The sequence below is a fragment of the Mycobacterium sp. genome (genome assembly GCF_032159565.1).
Lineage (GTDB): Bacteria > Actinomycetota > Actinomycetes > Mycobacteriales > Mycobacteriaceae > Mycobacterium.
This window is the reverse complement of the sequence record NZ_JAVHWR010000006.1, coordinates 12,622-32,051: the sequence shown is the minus strand read 5'-3', so window position 1 is coordinate 32,051 and position 19,430 is coordinate 12,622. Positions and strand designations below refer to the sequence as shown.

Here is a 19,430-nt window from a genome sequence, read left to right as displayed (position 1 = left end):
CCCCTACACGTTCCACTGGGCGAGGTGAAAGCCGGTCTTCCTGTCGACGAGCACCACGTTGGACACCAGGTCGCGGTAGCAGTCCCACCACACGCCGCCGTTGACCGTCGCTCCGGCGGGCGCGTTCAGCATGGTGGACTGCAGCGCGTCGGGAGCGTCGGAGTTCCGCGGCTCGTACGCATCCCCTGTCGGGGTGACGCCCTTGAACGAGAAGGCGATGCCGACCGCGTACGGGGCGGGTGTCTCGACGACGTGGATCGTGACGTTGGCGCGGTACACCTGATAGCGCGGTGCACGCGGCGGATACCCGAATCCCGGCGGGACATCGGAGGGCAGGACGTCGTGCACGGTCACGTCGGCGACGACGCCCATGAGTTCGACGCGAAGCGTTTCACCGAGGCGGCCGATCGGTGCATCAACCGCAGAAGCAGGCCCGGCCAGCACGGCACCGGACATGGTCAAAGCGGAGAACAGCAGGACCAACCAGCGACGCATGTGAAATCCCCTCCGTGTCGTCTCGCATGATGGCACATGGCCGCCACGGCGGACAGAGGGTTGGCCGTCAGGCGGTCCAGGGGCCGTTTCCGCCCACCTTGTCGATCCGGATACGGGTGAGCAGTCCCGGCGGCGAATTCGGCGGCGGAAAGTGCTCGTCGGAGCCGAGCATCACCTTCGCCAGCTTCTTGAGCAGTTCGGGAGCGCCGCCCTCGGTGATGCGTGCCGTCCCGCTGACGGCGAGGTAGGGCGCCTGCTCACCAGGGGTGGGCCTGACGATGGTTACCGCAACACGCGGATCACGGCGCACGTTGCGGGTCTTGCGGTACTCGGCCAGATGTGCCGAGACGAGTTCGTCGCCGCCGGGCGTCGACTCCAACGCCACCCACACGACCGTCGCCTGCGGACTGCCGTCGGGATTGATCGTCACAAGCGTGGCGTCAACGCCCTCGCCGATGAATTCACGTGCCGCGTCGTTGAGCTTCATGCGTTGTTCTACCGCCGCACGAACCGTTTCATTCCCCGGTGGTCTCCAGGCCGAGCAGCGCCGACTTGGCCGCGGCCCCCCCGACGTACTGGCCCGTCGACCCGTCGGAGCGAACCACGCGGTGACACGGGATCACGACGGGCAACGGGTTATGGGCGCACGCGGTGCCGACGGCGCGCACAGCGCGGGGACTGCCGACGGCGGCGGCCACCTCGGCGTAACTCTGGCGGCGGCCGTAGTCGATGTCGCGCAGGTGCTCGATGACACTGCGGCGGAAGCCCTCGGCGAGTCGGAGATCGACCGGCACATCGAAGGCGGTGCGCCGCTTGGCGAAGTACTCGTCGAGTTGACGGGCGGTGGCGTCCAACCGGGCCGGCGCACGCAGCACCCGTGGGCTCACCGCGGCGGCCAGCTTCGTCAGCACCGCGTCGTGGTCTTCGACGTCGTAGGCGACGCGGACCAACCCGACGGCGGTAGCGGCAAGTAGCAGGGTGCCGACGGGGCTGTCGACGGTGCGGTAGGCGACGTCGAGAAGTTCGTCGGTCGCGGCGTCCTGTTCGAGCCGTTGATGAAGCCGGGCCAGCGTCTCGTCGTCGGAGTGCAAATCGTCGAAAAGGTTGATGCTCATGCTGTTTCGTCCTCGGGATAGAGTCTGCGGAGAGTCTTTATGCCGTCGGCGGCGGCACGGCGGGCGGCGTCGGGGGAGTTGCCGAGCAGGACGGCGATCTCGGCGAACGGCAGCCCGGCGATGTGGTGGTAGGCCACTGCCAGACGCTGCTTGTCGGGCAGGCGTTGCAGCGCCGCCCACAGGTCCGGATAGCGGGCGGCGGGATCGGCGCGCGCCGACGGACGGTCCGGCGGAGATTCGACCGGGATCGCGCGACGGGTTCGTGCGCGGCCGACGTCGAGAGCGCGCCGGTGCGCGATGGTGACCAGCCACGCCTCGACGTTCGCGTCGGCGGGCAGTTCGGGATAGGCCCGCAGCGCCGATAGGAAGGTCTCCGACCACGCGTCCTCGGCGTCGAGGGGGCCGACGACCGCGCGGCACACCCGCAGCACGGTCGCACCGTGCTCGGCTACCACGTCTTCGAACGGTCGCACCCTCACATCATGAAGACGCCGCGGCGAGTATGTGTGTGAGATCAGTTCTTGGTGAACTGCTCCAGCGCGGTGACGAGCTCGCTCTCGAAGCGGTTTCGGTCGACGCCAAGCCGGTGCAGCGGGCCGTCGTCGTCTTCGTCTTCGTAGAGTGCGAGCGCGATGTGCTCGGTCCCGACGTAGTTGTGGCCCAATCGAAGTGCCTGCCGGAAGGTCAGTTCGAGCGCTTTTTTCGCAGGCCCGTTGAACGGGATCAGGGTCGGCATCTCACCGTCTGCGCGCGGCGGCAATGTGACGGCATCCGCGACGGTGTCGCCATCGATGCCCTGCCCGGCAAGAAGTTTGGCCGCGAGCCCGTCCGGATCGTCGAAGAGCGCGAGCAGCAGATGGTTCGGGGTGATCTCGTGATTGCCGGCCTTCTGCGCCTTGTTCTGAGCGACGACCACGACATTGCGTGCGCGCGGGGTGAACCGGCCGAACCCGGCGTTGGGATCGAGGGTTGCGGATTCGAAGTCGGGCACCTTGGGCACGAATCGTTTCTGCGCGGCCTGTTTGCTGACGCCCATGGATTTGCCGATATCGGTCCATGACGCTCCCGAGCGTCGGGCCTGGTCGACGAAGTGGCCGATCAAATGGTCGGCGATCTCCCCGAGGGACTCGGCCGCCAATACCGCGTCGGTGAGTTGTTCGAGAGGTTCGGCGTGCACTGTCTTGATGACGTCGATGAGGTCATCGAGGCGGACGGGGTGGGCGATCTTGGCCGGCTCGGTCATGCCGTCAACTCTAGGTTGACGTTATGTCAATCGTCAACCCACCGTTGACGCTATCCGCGCGGATAGCCGCGCCGCACGGTGCGGTCGAGGATGCCCAGCGTCGCTCGCAGCGCGGTTTCGGGAATGACGGGGAAGATGTTGGCCTTGCGCCACTCGGGATCGATGTCCGACCAGTCGTAAAACGAGGTGACGACGGTCCCGGCGGCTTCGGCCGGCTGGAGGCGGTACCCGTAGACATGGCCGATCTGCGGGCGGATCTGGCCGAGGATCGTCCACGCGATGAGCCGGTCCATCTCGAAATCGCGGATCTCGACTGTCACGTCGTATTTGCCCATCGGAAAGTCGTTGAGGGACTCGCGATCCATGTGGATGACGAAGCAGTCCCCGGCGGCCTTGGCGGGCTCGCCGTCGGCGTCCTGCAGCATGCCGGATGCGTCGATGGCGACGTGGCCGTGCGGGTCGCACAGTACGGCGAAGATATCGGCGGCCGGCGCAGCGATGGTGCGCTGGACCTCCATGCGTTCGGTCATGGGTTGATCCTGTCAGGCGACAGGGCTTTGCCGCGCTTGTTTTCGGCGGGTTGGCATCGGGTATACGCACCACAACGTTTTGTTTGACCAACCGAACAGGGGAGTGCGCGGGTAGTGGCTGGTCACATAAACGGGCGGGGGATGCCGCCCATCTTGCGGAATGCGGTCGCCTTCATTCAGGACAACGCGGACGCCGACATCGGTCTGGAGGACATCGCAGCGGCCGTGAACGTGTCACCGCGGTCGGTTCAATACGCGTTCCGCCGGAATCTGGGCACGACTCCGTTGGAGTACCTGCGGCGCGTGCGTCTCGATCGGGCGCATCGCGATCTGAAAGCCGCCGACCCGACCAATGACACCGTCACGGCGATCGCGGGTCGATGGGGGTTCAGCCACGCCGGCCGCTTCAGCCTGGCCTATAAGGCGGCGTTCGGCACCGCGCCGAGCGACACGTTGCGGGCCTATCCGGCGTAAGCGCTACTGCGCGAGTGATATTGACGAATCGACCCGCGAGGAGTCGTTTGCACTCGGGCCGTCGAGCGCTCGGAACGGCGACAGGCGCGCGTTGGCGATCGGCCGGTCGAAGTAGTAGACGCTAGTGTTGTCGCGTCCGTAAGCGCCTTGCAGGACTTGGAATGTCGCAGGATCGGCATGGGGACGCGGATATGTCGTCGGCACGCCGGATCCAATACCGGCGAAGCGACGTTTCGGCGCCTACGATCGATTGCCGCATCCGGGTTACCGGTGATTGGGGAGTAGTGAAACACCGCGACGTCAGCGCCATCGATCGCCAGCTGTCACTTCTGGCTGCCGTGAGCTCGTCGATCCGCCGTCTCGGCGGAAGGCCGTCGACTGCGCTCATCGATGAGTTGCTCGACGAGCGGATCGCCAGCCGGCGACCGCCGCTAGGACTTGCGCCTGCGGGCCGCGCCGGCGGCGATCGCGATTCCGACCAGCGCGATGATGGGACCCAGGATCGACCAAGTGGCGGTGTTGCTCATTGGGCTGCCCCCCACCACCCCGAAGCCCTGTAGCGCGAACAGCAGGCCGAAGAGGGCGACAACAACGCCCACAATGATGACTATGACGCGTCCCATGGCTAGACAGTAGCCGCGAAAGCCGGGTTTTTCCCGGCCGCGCGTTGCGTACGAACTTTCAGATGCCTAGCGTCCGACCTTGCCGGTAGCGCCCTTCGCGAACTGTCAGCCGATTCCGTCTCGGCTGTCGACGATCTCGGAACTCATCGACGCGAAGGTCTCAGCGAAGATCTCGCGGTCGCTGGCGTTCTGCGCGCAACGATAGTGAATTTGATCCACGAGGTGGCGTCCGCGAATTCAATTGCTACGGCAAATCCCTTGGTGATAAGTCGAACTGGAGTGGTTCGGTACCCGTGTTCTTCGGTTGCGCACCTGGAAAAGGGCGAAGCCGTGAAGCACGCACAAGAAGCGCTTAGCGCTTGCAGTCATAGCCCACTCAACGACGACGGCATTGTCGGTCCGCAGACCAGAAATCGAGGTGGCTGTGGTATCAAATCGGTCGCTGCGCGGGTGAGTTCGGGGGGCGTCGGCAGCCTGATGCTCTGACAGCGTCACGCGGGTACGACGGTAAAGCGTGGCGGTCAACATCGCCGGGGGCGCCTCGCCCCCGAAGGCGCGAAGCGAAAGGAGTAGTCGACTACGCAGCCTCACTGCGGCAGCAAACAGCAGTATTGGCCCCAGTCCGGCGATGGGTCCGGGGCATCGAGAAGGAGCAGAAGATGACAACCATCACCAGGGGGCTGGCCGCAGCCGCCATCCTTGCCGGCGCTGCGGTCGGTTTTGCCGGCCCGGCAGCGGCAGACCCAGCTGAGGGGCCGTACACCGCCACCATGCTCGATGCGGGAGCGAGCGGTAAACAGATCGGGTCTACGACGATCTGGACCTTGAGCCCGTGCGGTCAGGATTGCACCCACGTGCAAACGGGCGGACCTGGATTCGATTTGCACCGACAAGGCGCGACATGGACCGGCACCGAAGGCGACACCACACGAACACTCGACGACAACACCCTGGTTCTCACATTCCAATACGCGAACGGGAACCCCCCAGTCGTTATCGGCCTGACCAAGACAACATGAGCGAAGGCCTTGGCTCGATGAGCAAGCACAGAACACTGATGAGGATCACTCTCGGAATAACCGTCGCTGCTCTAACGGCCTGCACCGCAGTCGGATTGGCCAGCCCCGCTTCCGCAGAACCGCCAGCGGGTCCTACAACGGCATCTTGATAGATGGCACTGGAGAGGTCCTGAATCCGAAGCCGGTAAGCCTGAATTTCGTCCCCTGCGGTCCGGACTGTACTCACATGAAGACGCCGAGCCAGGCGATCGACTTGCACCTGCAAGGCACTGCTTGGGTCGCACGCTATGACTGGAATGGTTCGCCGTGCACGATCACCCTGGATGGCAACGGCAGCGTCCTGGAAAACGTGTGCCCGAACGAACAATCCATGCGGATGTCGCTGACCAAGAACGGCTGAAGGCTGAGAAGTTCGGTTGCAGTCTTGCGCTTACGCGTCTGGCGCGGGAGCTGTTATCAGGTAGTGGTCAGCCGCTCTGCGATCTTCCGAGGTGAGTTGAACTAACTGCGGTAGCTCCCGAACCAGGTCGGCGGCAACTGTATGCAGCTTGACGTTGAGCTGCTGTGATCGCCAGCGAAGAACGGCGAACGCCGCGTCGGCATCGAGTTCGTAAAGCGCCATGAGCATGCCCTTCGCCTGCTCGATCACTTCACGGTTGGAAACGATCGCTTCAAGCTCTTCACTGATCGCATCCTGGACTTCGGCTTCGGTAACTGCGGTGATATCGATGTAGAAGCCGCGGGTAGCTACGATCTGGTCATCCTCTCCGAAGACGGCGTCGCCGACCACGACGACCTTCCGTTCTTCGCCGGTCGTCGTATATATGCGGTGGCGACTGCTGAAGGGGGCGGCCGACTGCTTGAGTAAGCCCTTCACCTGGGCCACATCGTCTGGATGCTTGTGGCTCAAGACGAGGTCGGTAGTCGGCTGCACCGAGCCGCCCGGCTCATAGCCGTGCAGCTCAGCGACTGTGTCCGACCACGACCATGTGTCAGTCTCATAGCGGTATTCGAATGTGCCCACGCGCTGAGGCGCGCCACCCAGCAGCGCCTTGTCTAACGGGCCCGGGACGTACCCGTCGGTACCGGTGGGGGATCCAAACTCCGACGCCTGCACAAATGAAGAGCGTCGCCGAATAGCTGGGTTGTCGGTCATGGAGAAAATATAAAGGCCACGTTCGCGAACCGCGTCGGGAATGTGAGGCCTTCGTCCGCTTTCCATCACCGGTCGGCGCGCTGTCGTGGTTATTCGTTCAGGAAACGTCGGACGTGATCCCACACCTGGGTGAAATGGCTGCGGGCACAAAAGACCATGCACACTCCGACCGCCGCTGCCGCCGCGAACCCAACGACTCCAGCTAAGGCCTCGAGGAGAAGATGAACCTGCACATCAGCCTTATACCCACAGCGCGCGCAGAAATGGCAAACTTCGGAGCGTTCTTGGTCACATTCGGACTACGCCGGGGCCCGCGACGTTTCGAAGTTCAAGCCGGCCCGAGTAAAAACAATGCGTCGGACGCTGCGGTTCGGGCACGCGACCCAGACAGGCACATCTGGCTGCACCGGCATACGCTGCGGTCGTCGCGATCGACGTATCCCCGGGCAGCACCTGGCACAGCGCAAAAGATGCGGCCGCAGGTCTCGATAGTGCGGCATCAGCGCCTTGCCTCGCGGCAAGGAAACCCTTTCCTTTCAACGGTGGAATCTGGCTTGTGGGCCATTACGGAAGCACCCCCTGAATCGGCATTGTTTCTCTCAACACCCCAACGAGAGGAACCATGATGAACGATTCAACCGCCCGCAACCTGACCCGCTTCAAGTACGCAGCCACGCTCCTCGGCGCCATGGCCGCTTTTGCTTTGGCCCCGGCGATCGCTCACGCGCAACCCGTCGGTGGCGGTAGCGGTGGCGGATGCCACTACACCGACAAGGACGGTTACGACATCCCGATCGACGACGGCCAGTCTGTCTTGGTCGACGGGAAGACCGTCTCGTGCAGCGGTGGAACGATCACGGTCAGCCTCAAGGCCGGCGGCGTCGGCGCGCAGCAGCCACAGACTGGCGGCGTCCTGGCCCCCGTGACCCAGACGCCCAAGAAGTCGCCGGTGGTCCGCAACGTGCCGGTCGCAACCGCAATAAACTGAATCCACTAGCCATCAGTCGGCCCGTCACCAGCAGGTGGCGGGCCGAACTGTATGTGTCGCCCGGCGGCTAGCCGGAGTCGGTTCCCGTTCCCGATAACTCATCGACAGCAGTTATTGAGCCCGACAAGCAGGACTCGTTTCGCGACGTCGCGGTTGTGGTGGGCGCATCGACAAAACCTCCGATACGCGAAGCGTGCAAGGGGCTCATCCAGTCCTATGCCGTCCCGGCATTCGCAATCCCGGTGCCCGGTGCCATTCGCAAGATCACCGGACTGGCGGGCTGATTCATGGCACAGCTGACCCTCAATCAGGCCAAGATCGTTCTGGCACAACACGGGATCACGGTGATACCCAAGATCGAATACGACGACCTTTGCGCACGGGCGGCCGATGGGCACGACTCGCGGGGCAGCACCAGCGATACCTTTGGTGCGCGAACGGTCGACCACGTTCGCGCCCTCTTCCCCGGGGCGCCTTTGAAACACCCCGTCGGACCGGCAGCAAACGCACTTCAGAGAGTAGGTAGGTCATTAGTCTTCACATGACCGGGGAGAAACACTGGTGGCCACCAACTCCCGACGAGAGTCGGCCCGCAACCCCTTGAGGATGACGGGCCGACCTCCTGCCGCGCTTTTTTAGACCTGTTACGCGCGAGGTGCTGTTCCGTAGCCGGGCGCCCCGGGAGCGACCGCCGCGGGGTCGTTGCGCCGCTTCAGGCCGGTAAGGCCCAGCAGGCCGAGCAGGCCAACGAGCCCCCACAGACCCGTCTTGTCACTGTCGTGGTCGGTGGTGGCGTCGTCGGCCAATGTCGTCGTGGTCGATGACGGCATCGGCGTGCTGGGTGCGGCAGTCGCCACGCCTGCGCCACCGAACAGAAGGGCGGCGGTGGTCAAGGTGATGCCTAGTGTTTTGCGCATGTTTGCTCCTGGAGATATTGGTCGATGGCGACCAGTGAAGGGGTGTGCGGACCAGTGATCTCTAGTCTGTCTGGGGCCACAGCGTTACTTCTGCGCTCAGCCCTCAACTCGCAAAAGGTAGATGCCCAATGAAAGGGCTCTGAAACCTAGGAGCATTAACTGCGACACATGTCACAAGCAGGTGGCGGGTCGCTGTCACCCGCCGTCGCATCCGCTATCCGTAGAACCCAAACCGACCGGCGAGAAGTAGGCCAGCGGCGGCCACGGCGTGCAACCCGGTGTTATCTCCTTTCGGCTGGGCAAGCACCGCCACGACAGCTGAGATACGAAGCTCGAGCGTGTAGCTGCGCCCCGGCCGCCGCACTACCAAATCCGAAGGACCGCCGATGCCCAAAGCACCACGGCACTCCCACACAACGGATGCACGACGTTGATCACTCACACCAAGTACTGCGCCGAGCACGCATCGAAGTCTTGGCCAGCAGCGAACCCGCAGTAGCAGCGTCACCAACATCGCAGCATGGAAACGACTGAGGCTCGAAGTACTCAACCGCGACCACTACCGATGCCAACTCCGCGGTCCCGCATGCACTGGTCATGCAACCGAGGTCGACCACATCAATAACGTGGCCAACGGCGGAGCCGAGCTAGACCCTGCCAACTGTGCGAGCAGCTGCGCGCCATGCAACGCCCGCAAGGCATCAGCCGAAGGAGCAGCAGCCCGACGACGACGCCGCACACAACGACCCACACCACTGCACCCAGGACTGTGTTGATGCACCTGCGTTCTCAGCGGTATTTCAGCGGTCGGAGCGTACAACCCTATGTGGGTCGGGACCTAATAACAAAGCACCGGTTCGTCAGGGGGCGAACCAGCGAAGGACCTGAACAAGGGGATAAAAATGGAAAGCCAAACGCTCAAGTGGCGAGTCGCAGCGATAGCGGCGTGCGGCATCGTGGCTATCGGCGCACTAGTCGAAGCAATCGGCCAAGAACAGACAACGACCGCAACGGGAACCATGTCTACCGGGGCTACCACCACCTCGTCGACACCGGTGCTGACACCGCAGACCACGCTCGCGACCCCGCCCGTGAAGGCAAAGAAACCCAAGGGCTTCTAATACACCCGCGAGCTATATCCAGGACTACTCGGTGGACCGGGTGCCACCACCCCGGGGGCCGTGGGCATTTCTGCCGAATCGGTACGGCGGAAAGGTTCCGTACGACTCTGGGACATTTCAACCGCACACTTTCATCCGGCCTGGTTCGAGGGGTTTGGACTGGTGAGGAGCCGTCGCGCGTCTTGGTCGCTGCGCACTATCCCGTGCGGTTGGTGCGGGAAAAGGGTGCGTGAGAGCGAGTCGGGTCGGGAGCGGCGTTGGTGTTCGGATGCGTGCCGAATGAAGTCGTACCGGGCCCACACGCGAGGGCGTTAAGCGCACAACGCTTCAGGCGGCATTGGTATTTCAGCGGTGACGCGACGCGATAGGCAGTCGACTGCACGAGGCCCGACACCAGCCCCCACAGGGTCAACCGGCCCTCTAGGTGATCGTGACGTTCAATTGTTGGGACTTCTGCACGAACTGGGCTGCGGGGTCAGAAGAGTTGATGTTCACGACTAATTGACCTGCCAAGCATTCGTCCTGATGGCTGCATGGCTCGCCATGAGATACGGAGAACTCACCGAACTGCGCCGCAAAGACGTCGACTTGGACGACGAAGTAGTCCGCATACGCCGAGCCGTCATCCGCGCTGGTGACGGATTCAAGGTCACGACACCGAAATCCGACGCAGGCATACGCGACATCGCCATCCCTCCGCATCTACTGCCCGTCATCGAGAAGCACCTAGCCGACCACGTGCTCAAAGTCCAGAACGCGCTGCTCTTTCCCTCGGTCGGCGATCCCGAGCGCCATCTTTCCCCGTCTGCGATGCACCGGATATTCGGTAAAGCCAAAGCGAAAGCGAAGCGTGATGACCTAAGGGTTCATGATCTGCGGCACTCGGGTGCAGTGCTAGCAGCTGCGACGGGTGCCAGTCTGGCCGAACTGATGGCGCGCCTTGGGCATTCGACACCACAGGCTGCGCTGCGCTACCAGCACGCTGCGAAGGGGCGCGACCGGGAGATAGCCGCGCTGCTGTCGAAACTGGCAGCGAATCGGTAACTCTGAAGCTGCGCCCGACACGCGGAACTAAGCGTGCTTACGCGGCAACTGACGAATTCTGTGGCACCATCGGTGTAGCTAACGACGGGGTAGCGCGGCAGTCACTGTCATAGGACTGATCCTGCCTGGAGTTTCGCGCTGAATCGTCGCTAACGGTGAGTCCAGTTCTGCCCGGATGGCAGAGAGCCCCGTCACGGGAGCCGAGCAAGAAGAGCCGTCAGGCTTTATTGCTGGAGTGTGATTCCCGTTGGCTACCAAGTCAATTCATCCTGTTGTGCAACGGCGCTACGCCAAACTCAAAGAAGCTGCGACGTACATTGGCGTCACTGACCGCACCATTCGGCAGATGATCGCTGATGGCCGGCTGACTGGTTACCGTAGCGGTAATCGCCTGGTCCGCGTCGACCTGAACGAGCTCGACGCCGCGATGCAGCCTTTCGGCGGTGCGGCCTGATGAAAACAAAAAGAAACGGCCCCGCCGCCAACGGAGCCGCCTCGAAGAACCTCACCCAACCTCCTCATGAGCGGCGGCATGTTCGACGATCCAGTATTTGCGCGTGACGATGAGATGGACGGCCACGGCGACAAGTTGCTCGACGACCTACGTGCGGTCCTCACTCGCTACGTAGTATTCGCCGACGACCACGCCGCATCAGCGGTCGCGTTGTGGATCGCCACAACTCACACGCTGCCCGCTTTTGAGTGTGCGCCGCGGCTCGTCGTCACCAGCCCTGAGAAGCGGTGCGGCAAGTCGCGGCTGCTCGACATCATCAGCGGCACATGCCACCGACCACTTGTGAGTGTGAACGCCACTGTGGCGGCGATCTTCCGGTCAATCGGTGACACGCAGCCGCCCACGTTGATCATCGACGAGGCCGACACCATCTTCGGCAGCAAGAAAACGGCCGAGCAGAATGAAGACCTGCGGGCCCTCCTCAACGCCGGGCATCAACGTGGCCGGCCCGCGCTGCGCTGCGTCGGCCCAAGCCAAGTGCCGACAGAGTTCTCGACCTTAACAATGGCTGCAATCGCCGGAATCGGCACCATGCCCGACACCATCACAGATCGCGCAATCAACACTGGGATGCGTCGACGCACAGCGGACGAGAAGGTGTCGCAATTCCGGTCCCGCCGCGACGGCCCGATCCGCGCGAAGATTCGGGAGCGGCTGGCGGCATGGGCAGCAGAACAACTCGAGGTGTTGGCGAAGGCAGAGCCAGAGATGCCCGTTGAGGACCGGGCGGCCGACACCTGGGAGCCGTTGGTCGCTGTCGCCGACGGCAGCTGGCGGGCACTGGCCGACAACTGTCCGCGCGGCCTGCAAGGCGCTGGTGGATCAAGCAGACGACGCCGACGAGGAACAGTCGATCGCGGTGAAGCTGCTCGCCGACATTAAGCGAGTGTTCGACGACTTCCACGCCCCGTTCCTGTCTTCCGGCGATCTCGTCGCGGAACTGCGCCGCATCGAGGATTCCCCGTGGGACGACTTCGATTACAACCCCAGCAAACTCGCATTCCGGTTGAAGGACTTTGGCGTGAAGCCGGGCCGTAACCCTGCGGGCAATGTCCGCGGGTACAGCCGCGAGGCGCTTTCGGACGTTTTTGAGCGATACCTGCGTCAGACCCCGTCAGACCCGTCAGAAACTGATGGTGAGCAGCCAAATCCGTCTGACACCCGAAAACCGTCTGACACTCTGACCCGTCAGACGGAAATGACCCGTCAGAACGAAAGTCCAGCTAGAGCACCATTTCTGACGGGTCTGACGCCTTCAGACGACCCCCCGGCGGAAAGCGTACCGAAAGGCGAACTGAGGAACGGATTCTGTCCTGGGTGCGGCACCTACTACACCACAAACGGCGAGCACCGCGACGACTGCACAGCAACGCGGAAGGTCGCCCGATGACTGACCCGTTGATCCCCGAAATCGTCCACCTCAAGGGCGGCCTGAAAGCCGTGTACGTCAGCCACGAACTCCTCGCCCTCACGCGCCGCGGCGCCGAGGCCGAACCCATGGAGAGCACCACCGAAAGGAAACCCGCATGACCGACTTTCCCGTACTCGACGCACCACGCCTGTACGCCAACAACAGCCTTGGCCGGTTCATCATGGACAGCTTCGGCGCCGTCGAACCGTACATCGAGGAAAACGACTCATGGGTCGCGATGCCTCTGCGCCTCGTGCACGACCAGGGCGGCGGCTGGCACCTCGAGCTCGGCCCCTACTCGCTGGACGCCTGTGACATCAGTCGGTTGCGCGCCGCGATCAAGAGTTACGACGACGCCACCAGCTCAGCAACAACCACCGAAGGAGAAACAACATCATGACCGCAGCACTGGGCCACCCGGACAACGAGCGCACCCGGCGCGCACCCGTGGACGCCGGGCAGTTCTCGCCGCCGGCGCCGATGCGTGGCAGCGGCTGGTCTGACGTTCTCCAGGGCTAGAATGGATGCTGACGCCGGGCAGACGGTAGGACCGGACCGACGTCAACCGAAGTGGGGCCCGCGGCCCGACCGCACAACTCCCGGTGAGTTGCGGATGAATATGTAAATCCGTTGCGCTATTGGCGCGCTCACATATTGGAGTTTGTTTAATGGCATCAACCACAAGCACTTTCACGCCGATTTTGACACCGAGTCAGGTCGGCGAACTCATCGTCCAGCCGCTCAGCCAACTAAGCGTTGCGGGGCAGGTTCTCACGACTATTCCGATCGCGACGCACACCTACAGGGTGCCGCTGGTGACCGCCGACCCCGCCGCGTCATGGACGGCGGAGGGCGCCGAAATATCTGCCTCGGACGCCATGCTCGACGAGCTCGACATCACTCCGTCCAAGCTGGCAGCTCTCAGCATCATCTCCTCGGAATTGGCGAATGACAGCACGCCGGCCGCCGCGCAGGCCGTGGGCGACGGCATCGTCCGCGACCTCACTCGCAAGGTGGATCAGGCACTCTTCACCGCGACCACAACGAACGGCCCCGGCGGGCTACCGGGTGTCTCGGGTGTGACCTCCGTCAGTGGTCCCGCCACCGCCTACAGCAACGTGGACCCGTTCTCCGACGCCATTTATCAGAGCGCGCTGCACAACGGCGAGATCACCGCATTCGTCACGAGCCCCTCCACCGCAATGACTTTGGCGAAGGTCAAAGCGTATTCGGCAGGTGCATCGAACATGCCGTTACTCGGCGCCGACCCGACCATGCCCGGACAGCGGCAGATACTCGGCATACCGCTAATCACAAGTCCGTACGTGTCGACGACGAACAACGTGGTGTGGGCCATCCCTAAGCGATTCGGGTACTTCGTCATCCGGCAGGACGCACAGGTCGAGAGCGACCGATCTGTGCTGTTCACTTCCGATAGAGTCGCAGTAAGGGCAATTCTGCGGGCAGGCTTCGGCTTCCCGAACCCGGCCGCCGTCGTCAAGATCGTGACCACATAATGACGATGACGACACGCAGCAAGCGCACTCAATCAAAGAGGGCCACAGGCGATTCCGTCACAGTGACAGTCGTCGAACCGCACCTCGTGTTTCATGACGGGGAGCAACGCAGCGGCACACTCACCGACGTGCCCGCCGACACCGCCGAGTACTGGGAACGCCACGGATGGGTGTCCGTGGTCGTGGACACCCCCGCCAAGACCAAGGCAGAACCGACCAGCGAGAAGAAGTAGAGACCAGCGGCGGCAGGGCGTTCAACCCGGTGATTATCTCCTTTCGGCCAGGCAAGCACCCGCCATGACAGCTCCCCTGATACCGGAGCCCGAGCGGGTAGCTGCGCCCCTGCCGCCGCACCACAACCGAAGGGACCACCGATGCCTAAGCACCAAGGCACTGCCCACACCCCGGATGCACCACACTCATCCGCCCCACCGCCCACTGCGACCAACACCGTCGTCAACCGTTCAATTTGGAACAGTCGGAACGCCAAGGTTGGGACAATCCCGCCAACCGCACCGCATCATCCAAACTCACCAGCACTCGAGCATGGCGCGCCGTCCGAATCAAAGTCCTCAACCGCGACCACTACCGATGCCAGATACAACACCCAAGCGTCTGCCTCGGCCACGCCGACACCGTTGATCACATCGTCCCGGTGTCGCAGGCACCGCAACTGGCCCTCGACCCGACAAACTGCAGAGCTGCTTGCCGGCCGTGCAATGAGTACCGTGGCCGTGCCGACGCCGCCCGCAACCGCCGACGAACCACCAGCAAGCGCACACCCGAACCACATCCAGGACTCGTTCGATGACCCGGTGCCACCACCCCCGGACCGGGGCCAGCGGAAGCCTAATCGGTACGGCAGAAAGGGGTCTGTACGGGTCTGGGACTATTCAACCGCACGCCGGGTTCCGGCCCCGCTCAGGGAGTTTGAGCTGGTGAGGTCGCGTCGCGCGTCGTGGTCGCTGCGGACTATCCCGTGCGGTTGGTGCGGGATAAGGGTGCGTGAGAGCGAGTCGGGGCGGGAGCGGCGGTGGTGTTCGGATGCGTGCCGGATGAAGTCGTATCGTGCGCACAGGCGGGGGGAACGGCGCGTGTAGGCGCGCGCCTACAGGACCGATGACTGGCGCCCAGTCCTGGGCCTTCAGAACTGGATGCCGGCATCGCCGCTGCCGCTGCCCATGTACTCGCCAGGGGCGGGTCCTACGCCGCCCTCAGCTTTCCAGGCTTCGCGTCGACGATCGAGCAGGCGACGGTTCGCACGGTCAATCCGCACCATCACCGCGACCACCACCGCCAAGATCGCCAGTGCGACAACCAGAATCAGAACGGCCGTCATGATGCCTGACCTGCGCTCATACGTGGAACGTACGCCGGTTTGACACCGCCGTATAGAGACCGACCGATGTGCCATTGAGACCGATGTGCCATCGAAGTGACTCCGCCCGCCACCTGTGGGAGGCGAACGGCCCGGCCGGTACAGCTGAGGCCGGGGGACAGAATAGACCTTGACGAGTATGTCAATTTTCGCCAGCGCACGGGTGCTTTGTGTTATGACGTAACTGCTCACCGTTCACCACCCGCTGTGTGCTGGACGGGGGTTAATTCCCAGCTAGGAGGGACACGCAAGTGTTTGCTACAAGGACGAAGAACATGCTGGTAGCAGGCGGCCTGGCGTTGAGCTTGGCCGGTTTTGGGGCGTTTGCGGGTGTGGCGTCTGCCGACGAAGGGTGCATCTTGGACGGGATTCCCAGTCCGGGGAGTACCTCGACTCTTTGGCCAGAGTGGGGACAGGTTGTCAACCCCTCGGAGGGTGCCTGCACAGCCGCGCTTGACGGCAGCGATACGAGCATGACCGACATTGACGAAGTAGGCACTTGGGGCGTGACCGACATTGCCGGGGCGGGCTCGTATCCGGGCCATAACGCCGCCTTCACGGCGACCCCCCAAACGAAAGTCCCGTAGCCAACAGTGAGCGGTGACCCCGTAGGGCTTCCAAGCCCCGCATAGGCATTGGCCTTAAGCCACCCAACAATGGGGGAGCCCTGACCAAACACGTCCTTCGAGCGGAGCGGTCGCCCTGGCTAAGGCGATCATCGGCTCGCACCGACAAATGAGTCGGCCCGCCACCGTGATTGGTGGCGGGCCGATTGGGGAGACGATAGGGGTCAGACGGTCGATATGTCCGTTCGGTTCCCTCCAAGGAAGAATCCACGCACCAAATCAGGCCGCGTCTGCGCCTCCTCCAACAGAGCAGCAAGCTGCGCGCACACAGCGGCCACTGCATGCAACGAGGACGGATGCGACACCGCCACGTCGGCGGTTCCGAAGTGCTCCGGCAGTCCCCAGATCCGTACTTCAAATACCACGTCGAGCGGATTCTCATCCTTCGGGTGCCAGTAGCAGAACCGTTCCACTTCACCGCGAATGTGCCCTGAAGTGACCACGGCGTAGGTGTCGATACGGTCGACCGGCCCGTGGTCCATGTCCGGGATGGCGGGCAGCTCGCGGCGCTCAATGTGCAGATCGGTCATCGCTCGACTCCGTCCAGGATTTCGCATGTGTCGGCGAGGTTCTGAAGCATCGCCGCCAACCGGCGCGCGTCCCGCGTCGTCAAATCGTCTCCGTAGGACTGGATGGCGTCGTCGAGCCGCATCCGGATGCTGCGGCCGGTTGTGCCGCGGGCGTACTGGATGCCGTGGATGGTGAGTGTGGCGTCACCGATGTCGATGGTGGCGTGCTCGAAGTAGCGGCCCCGGTCGGGGCCGTCACCTTTCCACTAGTCGACAGATACGGCGCCAGCCGGTGGCTGCGAGTAGTCGGTTGGGTCGAACGTCTGCGTCATTTCGCATCCCTCTCGGTGAAGTGCCCCCTCACCGACCGCTATTGCGCGTTTATTGCGCGGATACAGCGAAGGCCCGGTAAAACCGGGCCTGAACTGCAAACTAACTTGTGCGCGATACTGGGATTGAACCAGTGACCTCTTCCGTGTCAGGGAAGCGCTCTCCCGCTGAGCTAATCGCGCCTACTTGGAGGTGGAGACGGGAATCGAACCCGTGTGCACGGCTTTGCAGGCCGTTGCCTCACCACTCGGCCACTCCACCGCTGGGGTTGATGCGACTGCACCTTCGAGCGGATGACGGGATTCGAACCCGCGACCCTCACCTTGGCAAGGTGATGCGCTACCAACTGCGCTACATCCGCGCGCCACGAACGAGTTCGTCGCCCGTCGCGAAGGACGACGATAGTCCACTGCAGCGTAGCCACACAAATCCCTTCAACGACCGGCTGAGCAGGGCGCCGCGACGCAGGTCCCCGACAGATCATCTACCAAGAGGCCTACCGGACTTCCGGATCGGACCTGGCTCGAGCGCACCGGGCGACGGCAAGGTCTCCCGGTGCGCTCGCGGCCACTACGAGACCTGCGAGCAGCACCATCAGCGAAATCGACGCGTTTCATGCCGCACGTTACGTGATCTTGGTGTGTCTGCTGGACGAAAACCTCGAGGTGGCTGAGTTCTCTCGCCTGCGCCGCTCCGTGCTAACCTTCGACGTCGTCCCCGGTCTCGTAGCTCAGGGGGAGAGCGTCCGCCTCACACGCGGAAGGTCACTGGTTCGATCCCAGTCGGGACCACTGAGAATCCACGCACATCAGATTGCTTCCTCGCCACTGAGTCGGCAGCAATTGAGTCGCTCGTCGGCACATGTCTGTCCCACTATTCCGCCGATGCCGCGGTCTACCGAGTTGGCCGCCGCAGGCTATGGGTGCCGCTGTTGGCGCTCGACGTCGCCGGCCAACGCTCGGGCGTATGTGTTGGTTCGTGGCCGAGAGGGTAGGCCGCGGCGCTCTGCGCCAGGGAGCTGGTCGAGGCGTCGAAATGATCGGCACCGCAGCATAAACGCCAGACCGGTCGTAGCCGGTGACAACTGCAGGCGCCGCAGCTCCAGCGCTTGAGGCCCATCGGATACGTCTCGTGTAGCTCGCCGGCGGTCCACTCACTGGTCAGCTCGAGCGGCTCGAGGGCGCACGTGTTGTCGATGTCAATCATCGCGTCAAATTGGTCGGCCGGCCGCACGTTGAAGTAGTGGCTCTGTTGGCCGCCCCGTCCACAGCGGCGACGAGAGGCCAGGTCGTACCCGCCGCCTTCCACGGCGGCAGCTTTCACGGCGACGACGGCGGATTCCGCGGCAATCACTACGGCTGGGCTGGCACTCGTGGGGCTGAGCAGATAGGGATCAATGATGATGGCGGAAGTGGTATCACCAATATCGCGTCCGCCATTGTTTTTTGGTGCTGTCCGGTGCGTAGGGCCGAAGCGGCGCACCGCCGCGGGTGCCTGCTGGCGGGTAGACGCATATTCGGGTTGGCGGGCGGCGCAGATGGATGTCAGCACCTACGACATTGATTCGGCGGAGGACGACCTTCAAACAGGGACGGACGCAACCAATCATCCCAGGAGTGAACCATGCGATTGAAACTGAGTTATATGACACCGTTGTGGGTGCGGCAACTACGGGCATTGCGATCACTGTCGCACCGATTGCCGCCGCCGCGGCCCCCTGCTGGGCCGGGTGCGGCTCAGCAGTCCTGCAGCCCAAGCGCTTCGGGAACGGTTTGTCAATCGCCGGGCAACGACGAGATCAACGACTCGCCTCCGCCCGTCAGCTTCTACCCCTACGGCGGCGACGCTTTTCTGCTCGGCGGCTACGGCGGCGGATTCCACGAGGGCGGCGGCCACCGATAACGGTCAATGACCCTGCGGGGGCGCCGGTCTGGCAATTGCTGGCACGCCGGTGCCCTCGGCGATGACCGCTCAGAGCATTCCCGCTGGCGGGAAGCATTGAGTGGTGCCAGCTGCGACGACAGGCCGTTGCCGGGTCGCGATTCTGGAATTCATACACATCACCTAGCCATCGAAGGAGAGCAGCCATGCAACTCGGATTACGCTACGTCGCACCGCTTTTGGCGACTGGAGCTGTCGCGGTAGCCATCGCCGCTGCGCCTCTGGCCGCCGCCGCACCGACGGCTCCGAGTGATCCCACTCAGGTTCAACAGTCCTGCACCAACTTGGGCGGTACGCAAAGCGAATGCCAGGCGCCCGGCAATGTGCAGGTCAACGACGCGCCTCCGCAGGTCGATTACTTCCCGTACGCAGGTGGCGGCACCTAAGCGTCTCTCAGACAGCCCTATGCGCCGACAGAAACCCATTGTCGTCCGAAGGATTCATTCTGGTCGTGCGCAAGCAGCTCTCGCTGCCGGGGT

General features: G+C 63.4%; 30 protein-coding genes, 4 tRNA genes and 3 pseudogenes. 21 read left to right on the top strand and 16 right to left on the bottom strand.

The window, feature by feature from the left end:
• Positions 1 to 3 precede the first annotated feature (3 nt).
• The 6 genes from QOC76_RS00885 to QOC76_RS00860 form a co-directional block, all read right to left on the bottom strand.
• On the bottom strand, positions 4 to 495 hold the full coding sequence (locus QOC76_RS00885; protein WP_526353186.1) for a hypothetical protein: 492 nt from the start codon (positions 493 to 495) through the stop codon (positions 4 to 6).
• 67 nt (positions 496 to 562) lie between these two features.
• Positions 563 to 982 carry a PPOX class F420-dependent oxidoreductase gene (locus QOC76_RS00880; protein ID WP_526353184.1) on the bottom strand — a complete coding sequence of 140 codons (420 nt, stop codon included), beginning with the start codon at positions 980 to 982 and terminating at the stop codon, positions 563 to 565.
• A gap of 28 nt (positions 983 to 1,010) precedes the next feature.
• Complete coding sequence (locus tag QOC76_RS00875; protein WP_526353182.1) at positions 1,011 to 1,610, bottom strand: methylated-DNA--[protein]-cysteine S-methyltransferase; 600 nt, start codon at positions 1,608 to 1,610, stop codon at positions 1,011 to 1,013.
• Complete coding sequence (locus QOC76_RS00870; RefSeq protein WP_526353180.1) at positions 1,607 to 2,083, bottom strand: RNA polymerase sigma factor; 477 nt, start codon at positions 2,081 to 2,083, stop codon at positions 1,607 to 1,609. The genes QOC76_RS00875 and QOC76_RS00870 overlap by 4 nt, the downstream gene beginning before the upstream one ends.
• Before the next feature lie 41 nt (positions 2,084 to 2,124).
• On the bottom strand, positions 2,125 to 2,853 hold the full coding sequence (locus QOC76_RS00865) for a Clp protease N-terminal domain-containing protein (RefSeq protein ID WP_526353178.1): 729 nt from the start codon (positions 2,851 to 2,853) through the stop codon (positions 2,125 to 2,127).
• A 50-nt stretch (positions 2,854 to 2,903) separates the two neighbouring features.
• Entirely contained in the window at positions 2,904 to 3,383 is a 480-nt protein-coding gene (locus tag QOC76_RS00860; RefSeq protein ID WP_526353176.1) for an SRPBCC family protein, read from the bottom strand.
• A gap of 141 nt (positions 3,384 to 3,524) precedes the next feature.
• Between QOC76_RS00860 and QOC76_RS00855 the strand changes: the two genes are divergently transcribed.
• Complete coding sequence (locus tag QOC76_RS00855; protein WP_526353174.1) at positions 3,525 to 3,857, top strand: helix-turn-helix transcriptional regulator; 333 nt, start codon at positions 3,525 to 3,527, stop codon at positions 3,855 to 3,857.
• Between the two features lie 431 nt (positions 3,858 to 4,288).
• Here QOC76_RS00855 and QOC76_RS00850 read toward each other — a convergent pair whose 3' ends face one another.
• On the bottom strand, positions 4,289 to 4,480 hold the full coding sequence (locus QOC76_RS00850) for a hypothetical protein (RefSeq protein ID WP_526353172.1): 192 nt from the start codon (positions 4,478 to 4,480) through the stop codon (positions 4,289 to 4,291).
• A 79-nt stretch (positions 4,481 to 4,559) separates the two neighbouring features.
• Here QOC76_RS00850 and QOC76_RS00845 point away from each other — a divergent pair, with 79 nt between their 5' ends.
• The 3 genes from QOC76_RS00845 to QOC76_RS00835 all read left to right on the top strand — a co-directional run bounded on the left by QOC76_RS00845 (position 4,560) and on the right by QOC76_RS00835 (position 5,899).
• A complete protein-coding gene (locus QOC76_RS00845) occupies positions 4,560 to 4,685 on the top strand; it encodes a hypothetical protein (protein WP_526353170.1) in 126 nt (41 codons plus the stop codon).
• 454 nt (positions 4,686 to 5,139) lie between these two features.
• Positions 5,140 to 5,499: a hypothetical protein gene (locus tag QOC76_RS00840; RefSeq protein ID WP_526353168.1), complete on the top strand. Its 360-nt coding sequence runs from the start codon at positions 5,140 to 5,142 to the stop codon at positions 5,497 to 5,499.
• Positions 5,500 to 5,725: 226 nt separating this feature from the next.
• Entirely contained in the window at positions 5,726 to 5,899 is a 174-nt protein-coding gene (locus QOC76_RS00835) for a hypothetical protein (RefSeq protein WP_526353166.1), read from the top strand.
• Between the two features lie 30 nt (positions 5,900 to 5,929).
• On the opposite strand, the gene QOC76_RS00830 is transcribed toward QOC76_RS00835, so the two are convergent.
• Complete coding sequence (locus QOC76_RS00830; RefSeq protein WP_526353164.1) at positions 5,930 to 6,655, bottom strand: ANTAR domain-containing protein; 726 nt, start codon at positions 6,653 to 6,655, stop codon at positions 5,930 to 5,932.
• Between the two features lie 625 nt (positions 6,656 to 7,280).
• Here QOC76_RS00830 and QOC76_RS00825 point away from each other — a divergent pair.
• Complete coding sequence (locus tag QOC76_RS00825) at positions 7,281 to 7,643, top strand: hypothetical protein (RefSeq protein ID WP_526353162.1); 363 nt, start codon at positions 7,281 to 7,283, stop codon at positions 7,641 to 7,643.
• A 644-nt stretch (positions 7,644 to 8,287) separates the two neighbouring features.
• Here the strand turns inward: QOC76_RS00825 and QOC76_RS00820 are convergent.
• Positions 8,288 to 8,560 (bottom strand): WGxxGxxG family protein, encoded by a 273-nt coding sequence (locus tag QOC76_RS00820; protein ID WP_526353160.1) that lies wholly within the window; start codon positions 8,558 to 8,560, stop codon positions 8,288 to 8,290.
• Positions 8,561 to 9,072: 512 nt separating this feature from the next.
• On the opposite strand from QOC76_RS00820, the gene QOC76_RS00815 reads away from it, so the two are divergent.
• From QOC76_RS00815 to QOC76_RS00755, 13 genes and pseudogenes are all read left to right on the top strand, one after another.
• Positions 9,073 to 9,336, top strand: a complete 264-nt coding sequence (locus QOC76_RS00815; protein ID WP_526353208.1) for an HNH endonuclease signature motif containing protein — start codon at positions 9,073 to 9,075, stop codon at positions 9,334 to 9,336.
• A gap of 126 nt (positions 9,337 to 9,462) precedes the next feature.
• Positions 9,463 to 9,681 (top strand): hypothetical protein, encoded by a 219-nt coding sequence (locus QOC76_RS00810; protein ID WP_526353158.1) that lies wholly within the window; start codon positions 9,463 to 9,465, stop codon positions 9,679 to 9,681.
• A gap of 510 nt (positions 9,682 to 10,191) precedes the next feature.
• A pseudogene (locus QOC76_RS00805) lies at positions 10,192 to 10,725 on the top strand (site-specific integrase); the annotation flags it as partial.
• A gap of 247 nt (positions 10,726 to 10,972) precedes the next feature.
• Positions 10,973 to 11,179: an excisionase family DNA-binding protein gene (locus tag QOC76_RS00800; RefSeq protein WP_526353156.1), complete on the top strand. Its 207-nt coding sequence runs from the start codon at positions 10,973 to 10,975 to the stop codon at positions 11,177 to 11,179.
• A gap of 78 nt (positions 11,180 to 11,257) precedes the next feature.
• A complete protein-coding gene (locus QOC76_RS00795) occupies positions 11,258 to 12,121 on the top strand; it encodes a DUF3631 domain-containing protein (protein WP_526353154.1) in 864 nt (287 codons plus the stop codon).
• Entirely contained in the window at positions 12,057 to 12,629 is a 573-nt protein-coding gene (locus tag QOC76_RS00790; protein WP_526353152.1) for a DUF3631 domain-containing protein, read from the top strand. The genes QOC76_RS00795 and QOC76_RS00790 overlap by 65 nt, the downstream gene beginning before the upstream one ends.
• Complete coding sequence (locus tag QOC76_RS00785) at positions 12,626 to 12,769, top strand: hypothetical protein (RefSeq protein WP_526353150.1); 144 nt, start codon at positions 12,626 to 12,628, stop codon at positions 12,767 to 12,769. The genes QOC76_RS00790 and QOC76_RS00785 overlap by 4 nt, the downstream gene beginning before the upstream one ends.
• Complete coding sequence (locus QOC76_RS00780; protein ID WP_526353148.1) at positions 12,766 to 13,050, top strand: hypothetical protein; 285 nt, start codon at positions 12,766 to 12,768, stop codon at positions 13,048 to 13,050. The genes QOC76_RS00785 and QOC76_RS00780 overlap by 4 nt, the downstream gene beginning before the upstream one ends.
• On the top strand, positions 13,047 to 13,169 hold the full coding sequence (locus QOC76_RS00775; protein WP_526353146.1) for a hypothetical protein: 123 nt from the start codon (positions 13,047 to 13,049) through the stop codon (positions 13,167 to 13,169). Before QOC76_RS00780 ends, QOC76_RS00775 begins: the two co-directional genes overlap by 4 nt.
• A gap of 149 nt (positions 13,170 to 13,318) precedes the next feature.
• On the top strand, positions 13,319 to 14,167 hold the full coding sequence (locus QOC76_RS00770; RefSeq protein WP_526353144.1) for a phage major capsid protein: 849 nt from the start codon (positions 13,319 to 13,321) through the stop codon (positions 14,165 to 14,167).
• A gap of 62 nt (positions 14,168 to 14,229) precedes the next feature.
• Entirely contained in the window at positions 14,230 to 14,400 is a 171-nt protein-coding gene (locus tag QOC76_RS00765) for a hypothetical protein (protein ID WP_526353142.1), read from the top strand.
• A 164-nt stretch (positions 14,401 to 14,564) separates the two neighbouring features.
• Positions 14,565 to 14,621: pseudogene (locus QOC76_RS00760) on the top strand (hypothetical protein); the annotation flags it as partial.
• Positions 14,622 to 14,636: 15 nt separating this feature from the next.
• Entirely contained in the window at positions 14,637 to 14,978 is a 342-nt protein-coding gene (locus QOC76_RS00755) for an HNH endonuclease signature motif containing protein (protein WP_526353140.1), read from the top strand.
• Between the two features lie 333 nt (positions 14,979 to 15,311).
• Here the strand turns inward: QOC76_RS00755 and QOC76_RS00750 are convergent, their stop codons facing one another.
• The 6 genes from QOC76_RS00750 to QOC76_RS00725 all read right to left on the bottom strand — a co-directional run bounded on the left by QOC76_RS00750 (position 15,312) and on the right by QOC76_RS00725 (position 17,371).
• Positions 15,312 to 15,506 carry a hypothetical protein gene (locus tag QOC76_RS00750; RefSeq protein WP_526353138.1) on the bottom strand — a complete coding sequence of 65 codons (195 nt, stop codon included), beginning with the start codon at positions 15,504 to 15,506 and terminating at the stop codon, positions 15,312 to 15,314.
• 829 nt (positions 15,507 to 16,335) lie between these two features.
• Positions 16,336 to 16,701, bottom strand: coding sequence for a hypothetical protein (locus QOC76_RS00745; protein ID WP_526353136.1), 366 nt, complete (start codon positions 16,699 to 16,701; stop codon positions 16,336 to 16,338).
• Positions 16,698 to 16,823, bottom strand: coding sequence for a hypothetical protein (locus tag QOC76_RS00740; RefSeq protein WP_526353134.1), 126 nt, complete (start codon positions 16,821 to 16,823; stop codon positions 16,698 to 16,700). The genes QOC76_RS00745 and QOC76_RS00740 overlap by 4 nt, the downstream gene beginning before the upstream one ends.
• Before the next feature lie 297 nt (positions 16,824 to 17,120).
• Positions 17,121 to 17,192 (bottom strand) — tRNA-Val (locus QOC76_RS00735).
• Between the two features lie 5 nt (positions 17,193 to 17,197).
• Positions 17,198 to 17,271: transfer RNA gene (locus QOC76_RS00730), tRNA-Cys, on the bottom strand.
• A gap of 27 nt (positions 17,272 to 17,298) precedes the next feature.
• Positions 17,299 to 17,371 (bottom strand) — tRNA-Gly (locus QOC76_RS00725).
• A gap of 358 nt (positions 17,372 to 17,729) precedes the next feature.
• Here QOC76_RS00725 and QOC76_RS00720 point away from each other — a divergent pair.
• Positions 17,730 to 17,801 (top strand) — tRNA-Val (locus QOC76_RS00720).
• A 319-nt stretch (positions 17,802 to 18,120) separates the two neighbouring features.
• Here the strand turns inward: QOC76_RS00720 and QOC76_RS00715 are convergent.
• Positions 18,121 to 18,264 (bottom strand): annotated as a pseudogene (locus QOC76_RS00715) (hypothetical protein); the annotation flags it as partial.
• 369 nt (positions 18,265 to 18,633) lie between these two features.
• On the opposite strand from QOC76_RS00715, the gene QOC76_RS00710 reads away from it, so the two are divergent.
• Together QOC76_RS00710 and QOC76_RS00705 are read left to right on the top strand one after the other, a co-directional pair.
• Entirely contained in the window at positions 18,634 to 18,912 is a 279-nt protein-coding gene (locus tag QOC76_RS00710; RefSeq protein ID WP_526353132.1) for a hypothetical protein, read from the top strand.
• Positions 18,913 to 19,097: 185 nt separating this feature from the next.
• Positions 19,098 to 19,337 (top strand): hypothetical protein, encoded by a 240-nt coding sequence (locus QOC76_RS00705; protein ID WP_526353130.1) that lies wholly within the window; start codon positions 19,098 to 19,100, stop codon positions 19,335 to 19,337.
• The last annotated feature ends 93 nt before the right edge of the window (positions 19,338 to 19,430 follow it).

Coding starts and splice junctions, on each gene's coding strand:
- QOC76_RS00775 (WP_526353146.1), top strand. CDS start 13,047: ATGACCGCAGCACTGGGCCACCCGGACAACGAGCGCACCCGGCGCGCA.
- QOC76_RS00820 (WP_526353160.1), bottom strand. CDS start 8,560: ATGCGCAAAACACTAGGCATCACCTTGACCACCGCCGCCCTTCTGTTC.
- QOC76_RS00885 (WP_526353186.1), bottom strand. CDS start 495: ATGCGTCGCTGGTTGGTCCTGCTGTTCTCCGCTTTGACCATGTCCGGT.
- QOC76_RS00810 (WP_526353158.1), top strand. CDS start 9,463: ATGGAAAGCCAAACGCTCAAGTGGCGAGTCGCAGCGATAGCGGCGTGC.
- QOC76_RS00770 (WP_526353144.1), top strand. CDS start 13,319: ATGGCATCAACCACAAGCACTTTCACGCCGATTTTGACACCGAGTCAG.
- QOC76_RS00710 (WP_526353132.1), top strand. CDS start 18,634: ATGCGATTGAAACTGAGTTATATGACACCGTTGTGGGTGCGGCAACTA.
- QOC76_RS00865 (WP_526353178.1), bottom strand. CDS start 2,853: ATGACCGAGCCGGCCAAGATCGCCCACCCCGTCCGCCTCGATGACCTC.
- QOC76_RS00835 (WP_526353166.1), top strand. CDS start 5,726: ATGAAGACGCCGAGCCAGGCGATCGACTTGCACCTGCAAGGCACTGCT.
- QOC76_RS00880 (WP_526353184.1), bottom strand. CDS start 982: ATGAAGCTCAACGACGCGGCACGTGAATTCATCGGCGAGGGCGTTGAC.
- QOC76_RS00780 (WP_526353148.1), top strand. CDS start 12,766: ATGACCGACTTTCCCGTACTCGACGCACCACGCCTGTACGCCAACAAC.
- QOC76_RS00875 (WP_526353182.1), bottom strand. CDS start 1,610: ATGAGCATCAACCTTTTCGACGATTTGCACTCCGACGACGAGACGCTG.
- QOC76_RS00705 (WP_526353130.1), top strand. CDS start 19,098: ATGCAACTCGGATTACGCTACGTCGCACCGCTTTTGGCGACTGGAGCT.
- QOC76_RS00855 (WP_526353174.1), top strand. CDS start 3,525: ATGCCGCCCATCTTGCGGAATGCGGTCGCCTTCATTCAGGACAACGCG.
- QOC76_RS00785 (WP_526353150.1), top strand. CDS start 12,626: ATGACTGACCCGTTGATCCCCGAAATCGTCCACCTCAAGGGCGGCCTG.
- QOC76_RS00795 (WP_526353154.1), top strand. CDS start 11,258: ATGTTCGACGATCCAGTATTTGCGCGTGACGATGAGATGGACGGCCAC.
- QOC76_RS00860 (WP_526353176.1), bottom strand. CDS start 3,383: ATGACCGAACGCATGGAGGTCCAGCGCACCATCGCTGCGCCGGCCGCC.
- QOC76_RS00840 (WP_526353168.1), top strand. CDS start 5,140: ATGACAACCATCACCAGGGGGCTGGCCGCAGCCGCCATCCTTGCCGGC.
- QOC76_RS00850 (WP_526353172.1), bottom strand. CDS start 4,480: ATGGGACGCGTCATAGTCATCATTGTGGGCGTTGTTGTCGCCCTCTTC.
- QOC76_RS00825 (WP_526353162.1), top strand. CDS start 7,281: ATGAACGATTCAACCGCCCGCAACCTGACCCGCTTCAAGTACGCAGCC.
- QOC76_RS00830 (WP_526353164.1), bottom strand. CDS start 6,655: ATGACCGACAACCCAGCTATTCGGCGACGCTCTTCATTTGTGCAGGCG.
- QOC76_RS00745 (WP_526353136.1), bottom strand. CDS start 16,701: ATGACCGATCTGCACATTGAGCGCCGCGAGCTGCCCGCCATCCCGGAC.
- QOC76_RS00750 (WP_526353138.1), bottom strand. CDS start 15,506: ATGACGGCCGTTCTGATTCTGGTTGTCGCACTGGCGATCTTGGCGGTG.
- QOC76_RS00740 (WP_526353134.1), bottom strand. CDS start 16,823: ATGCGGCTCGACGACGCCATCCAGTCCTACGGAGACGATTTGACGACG.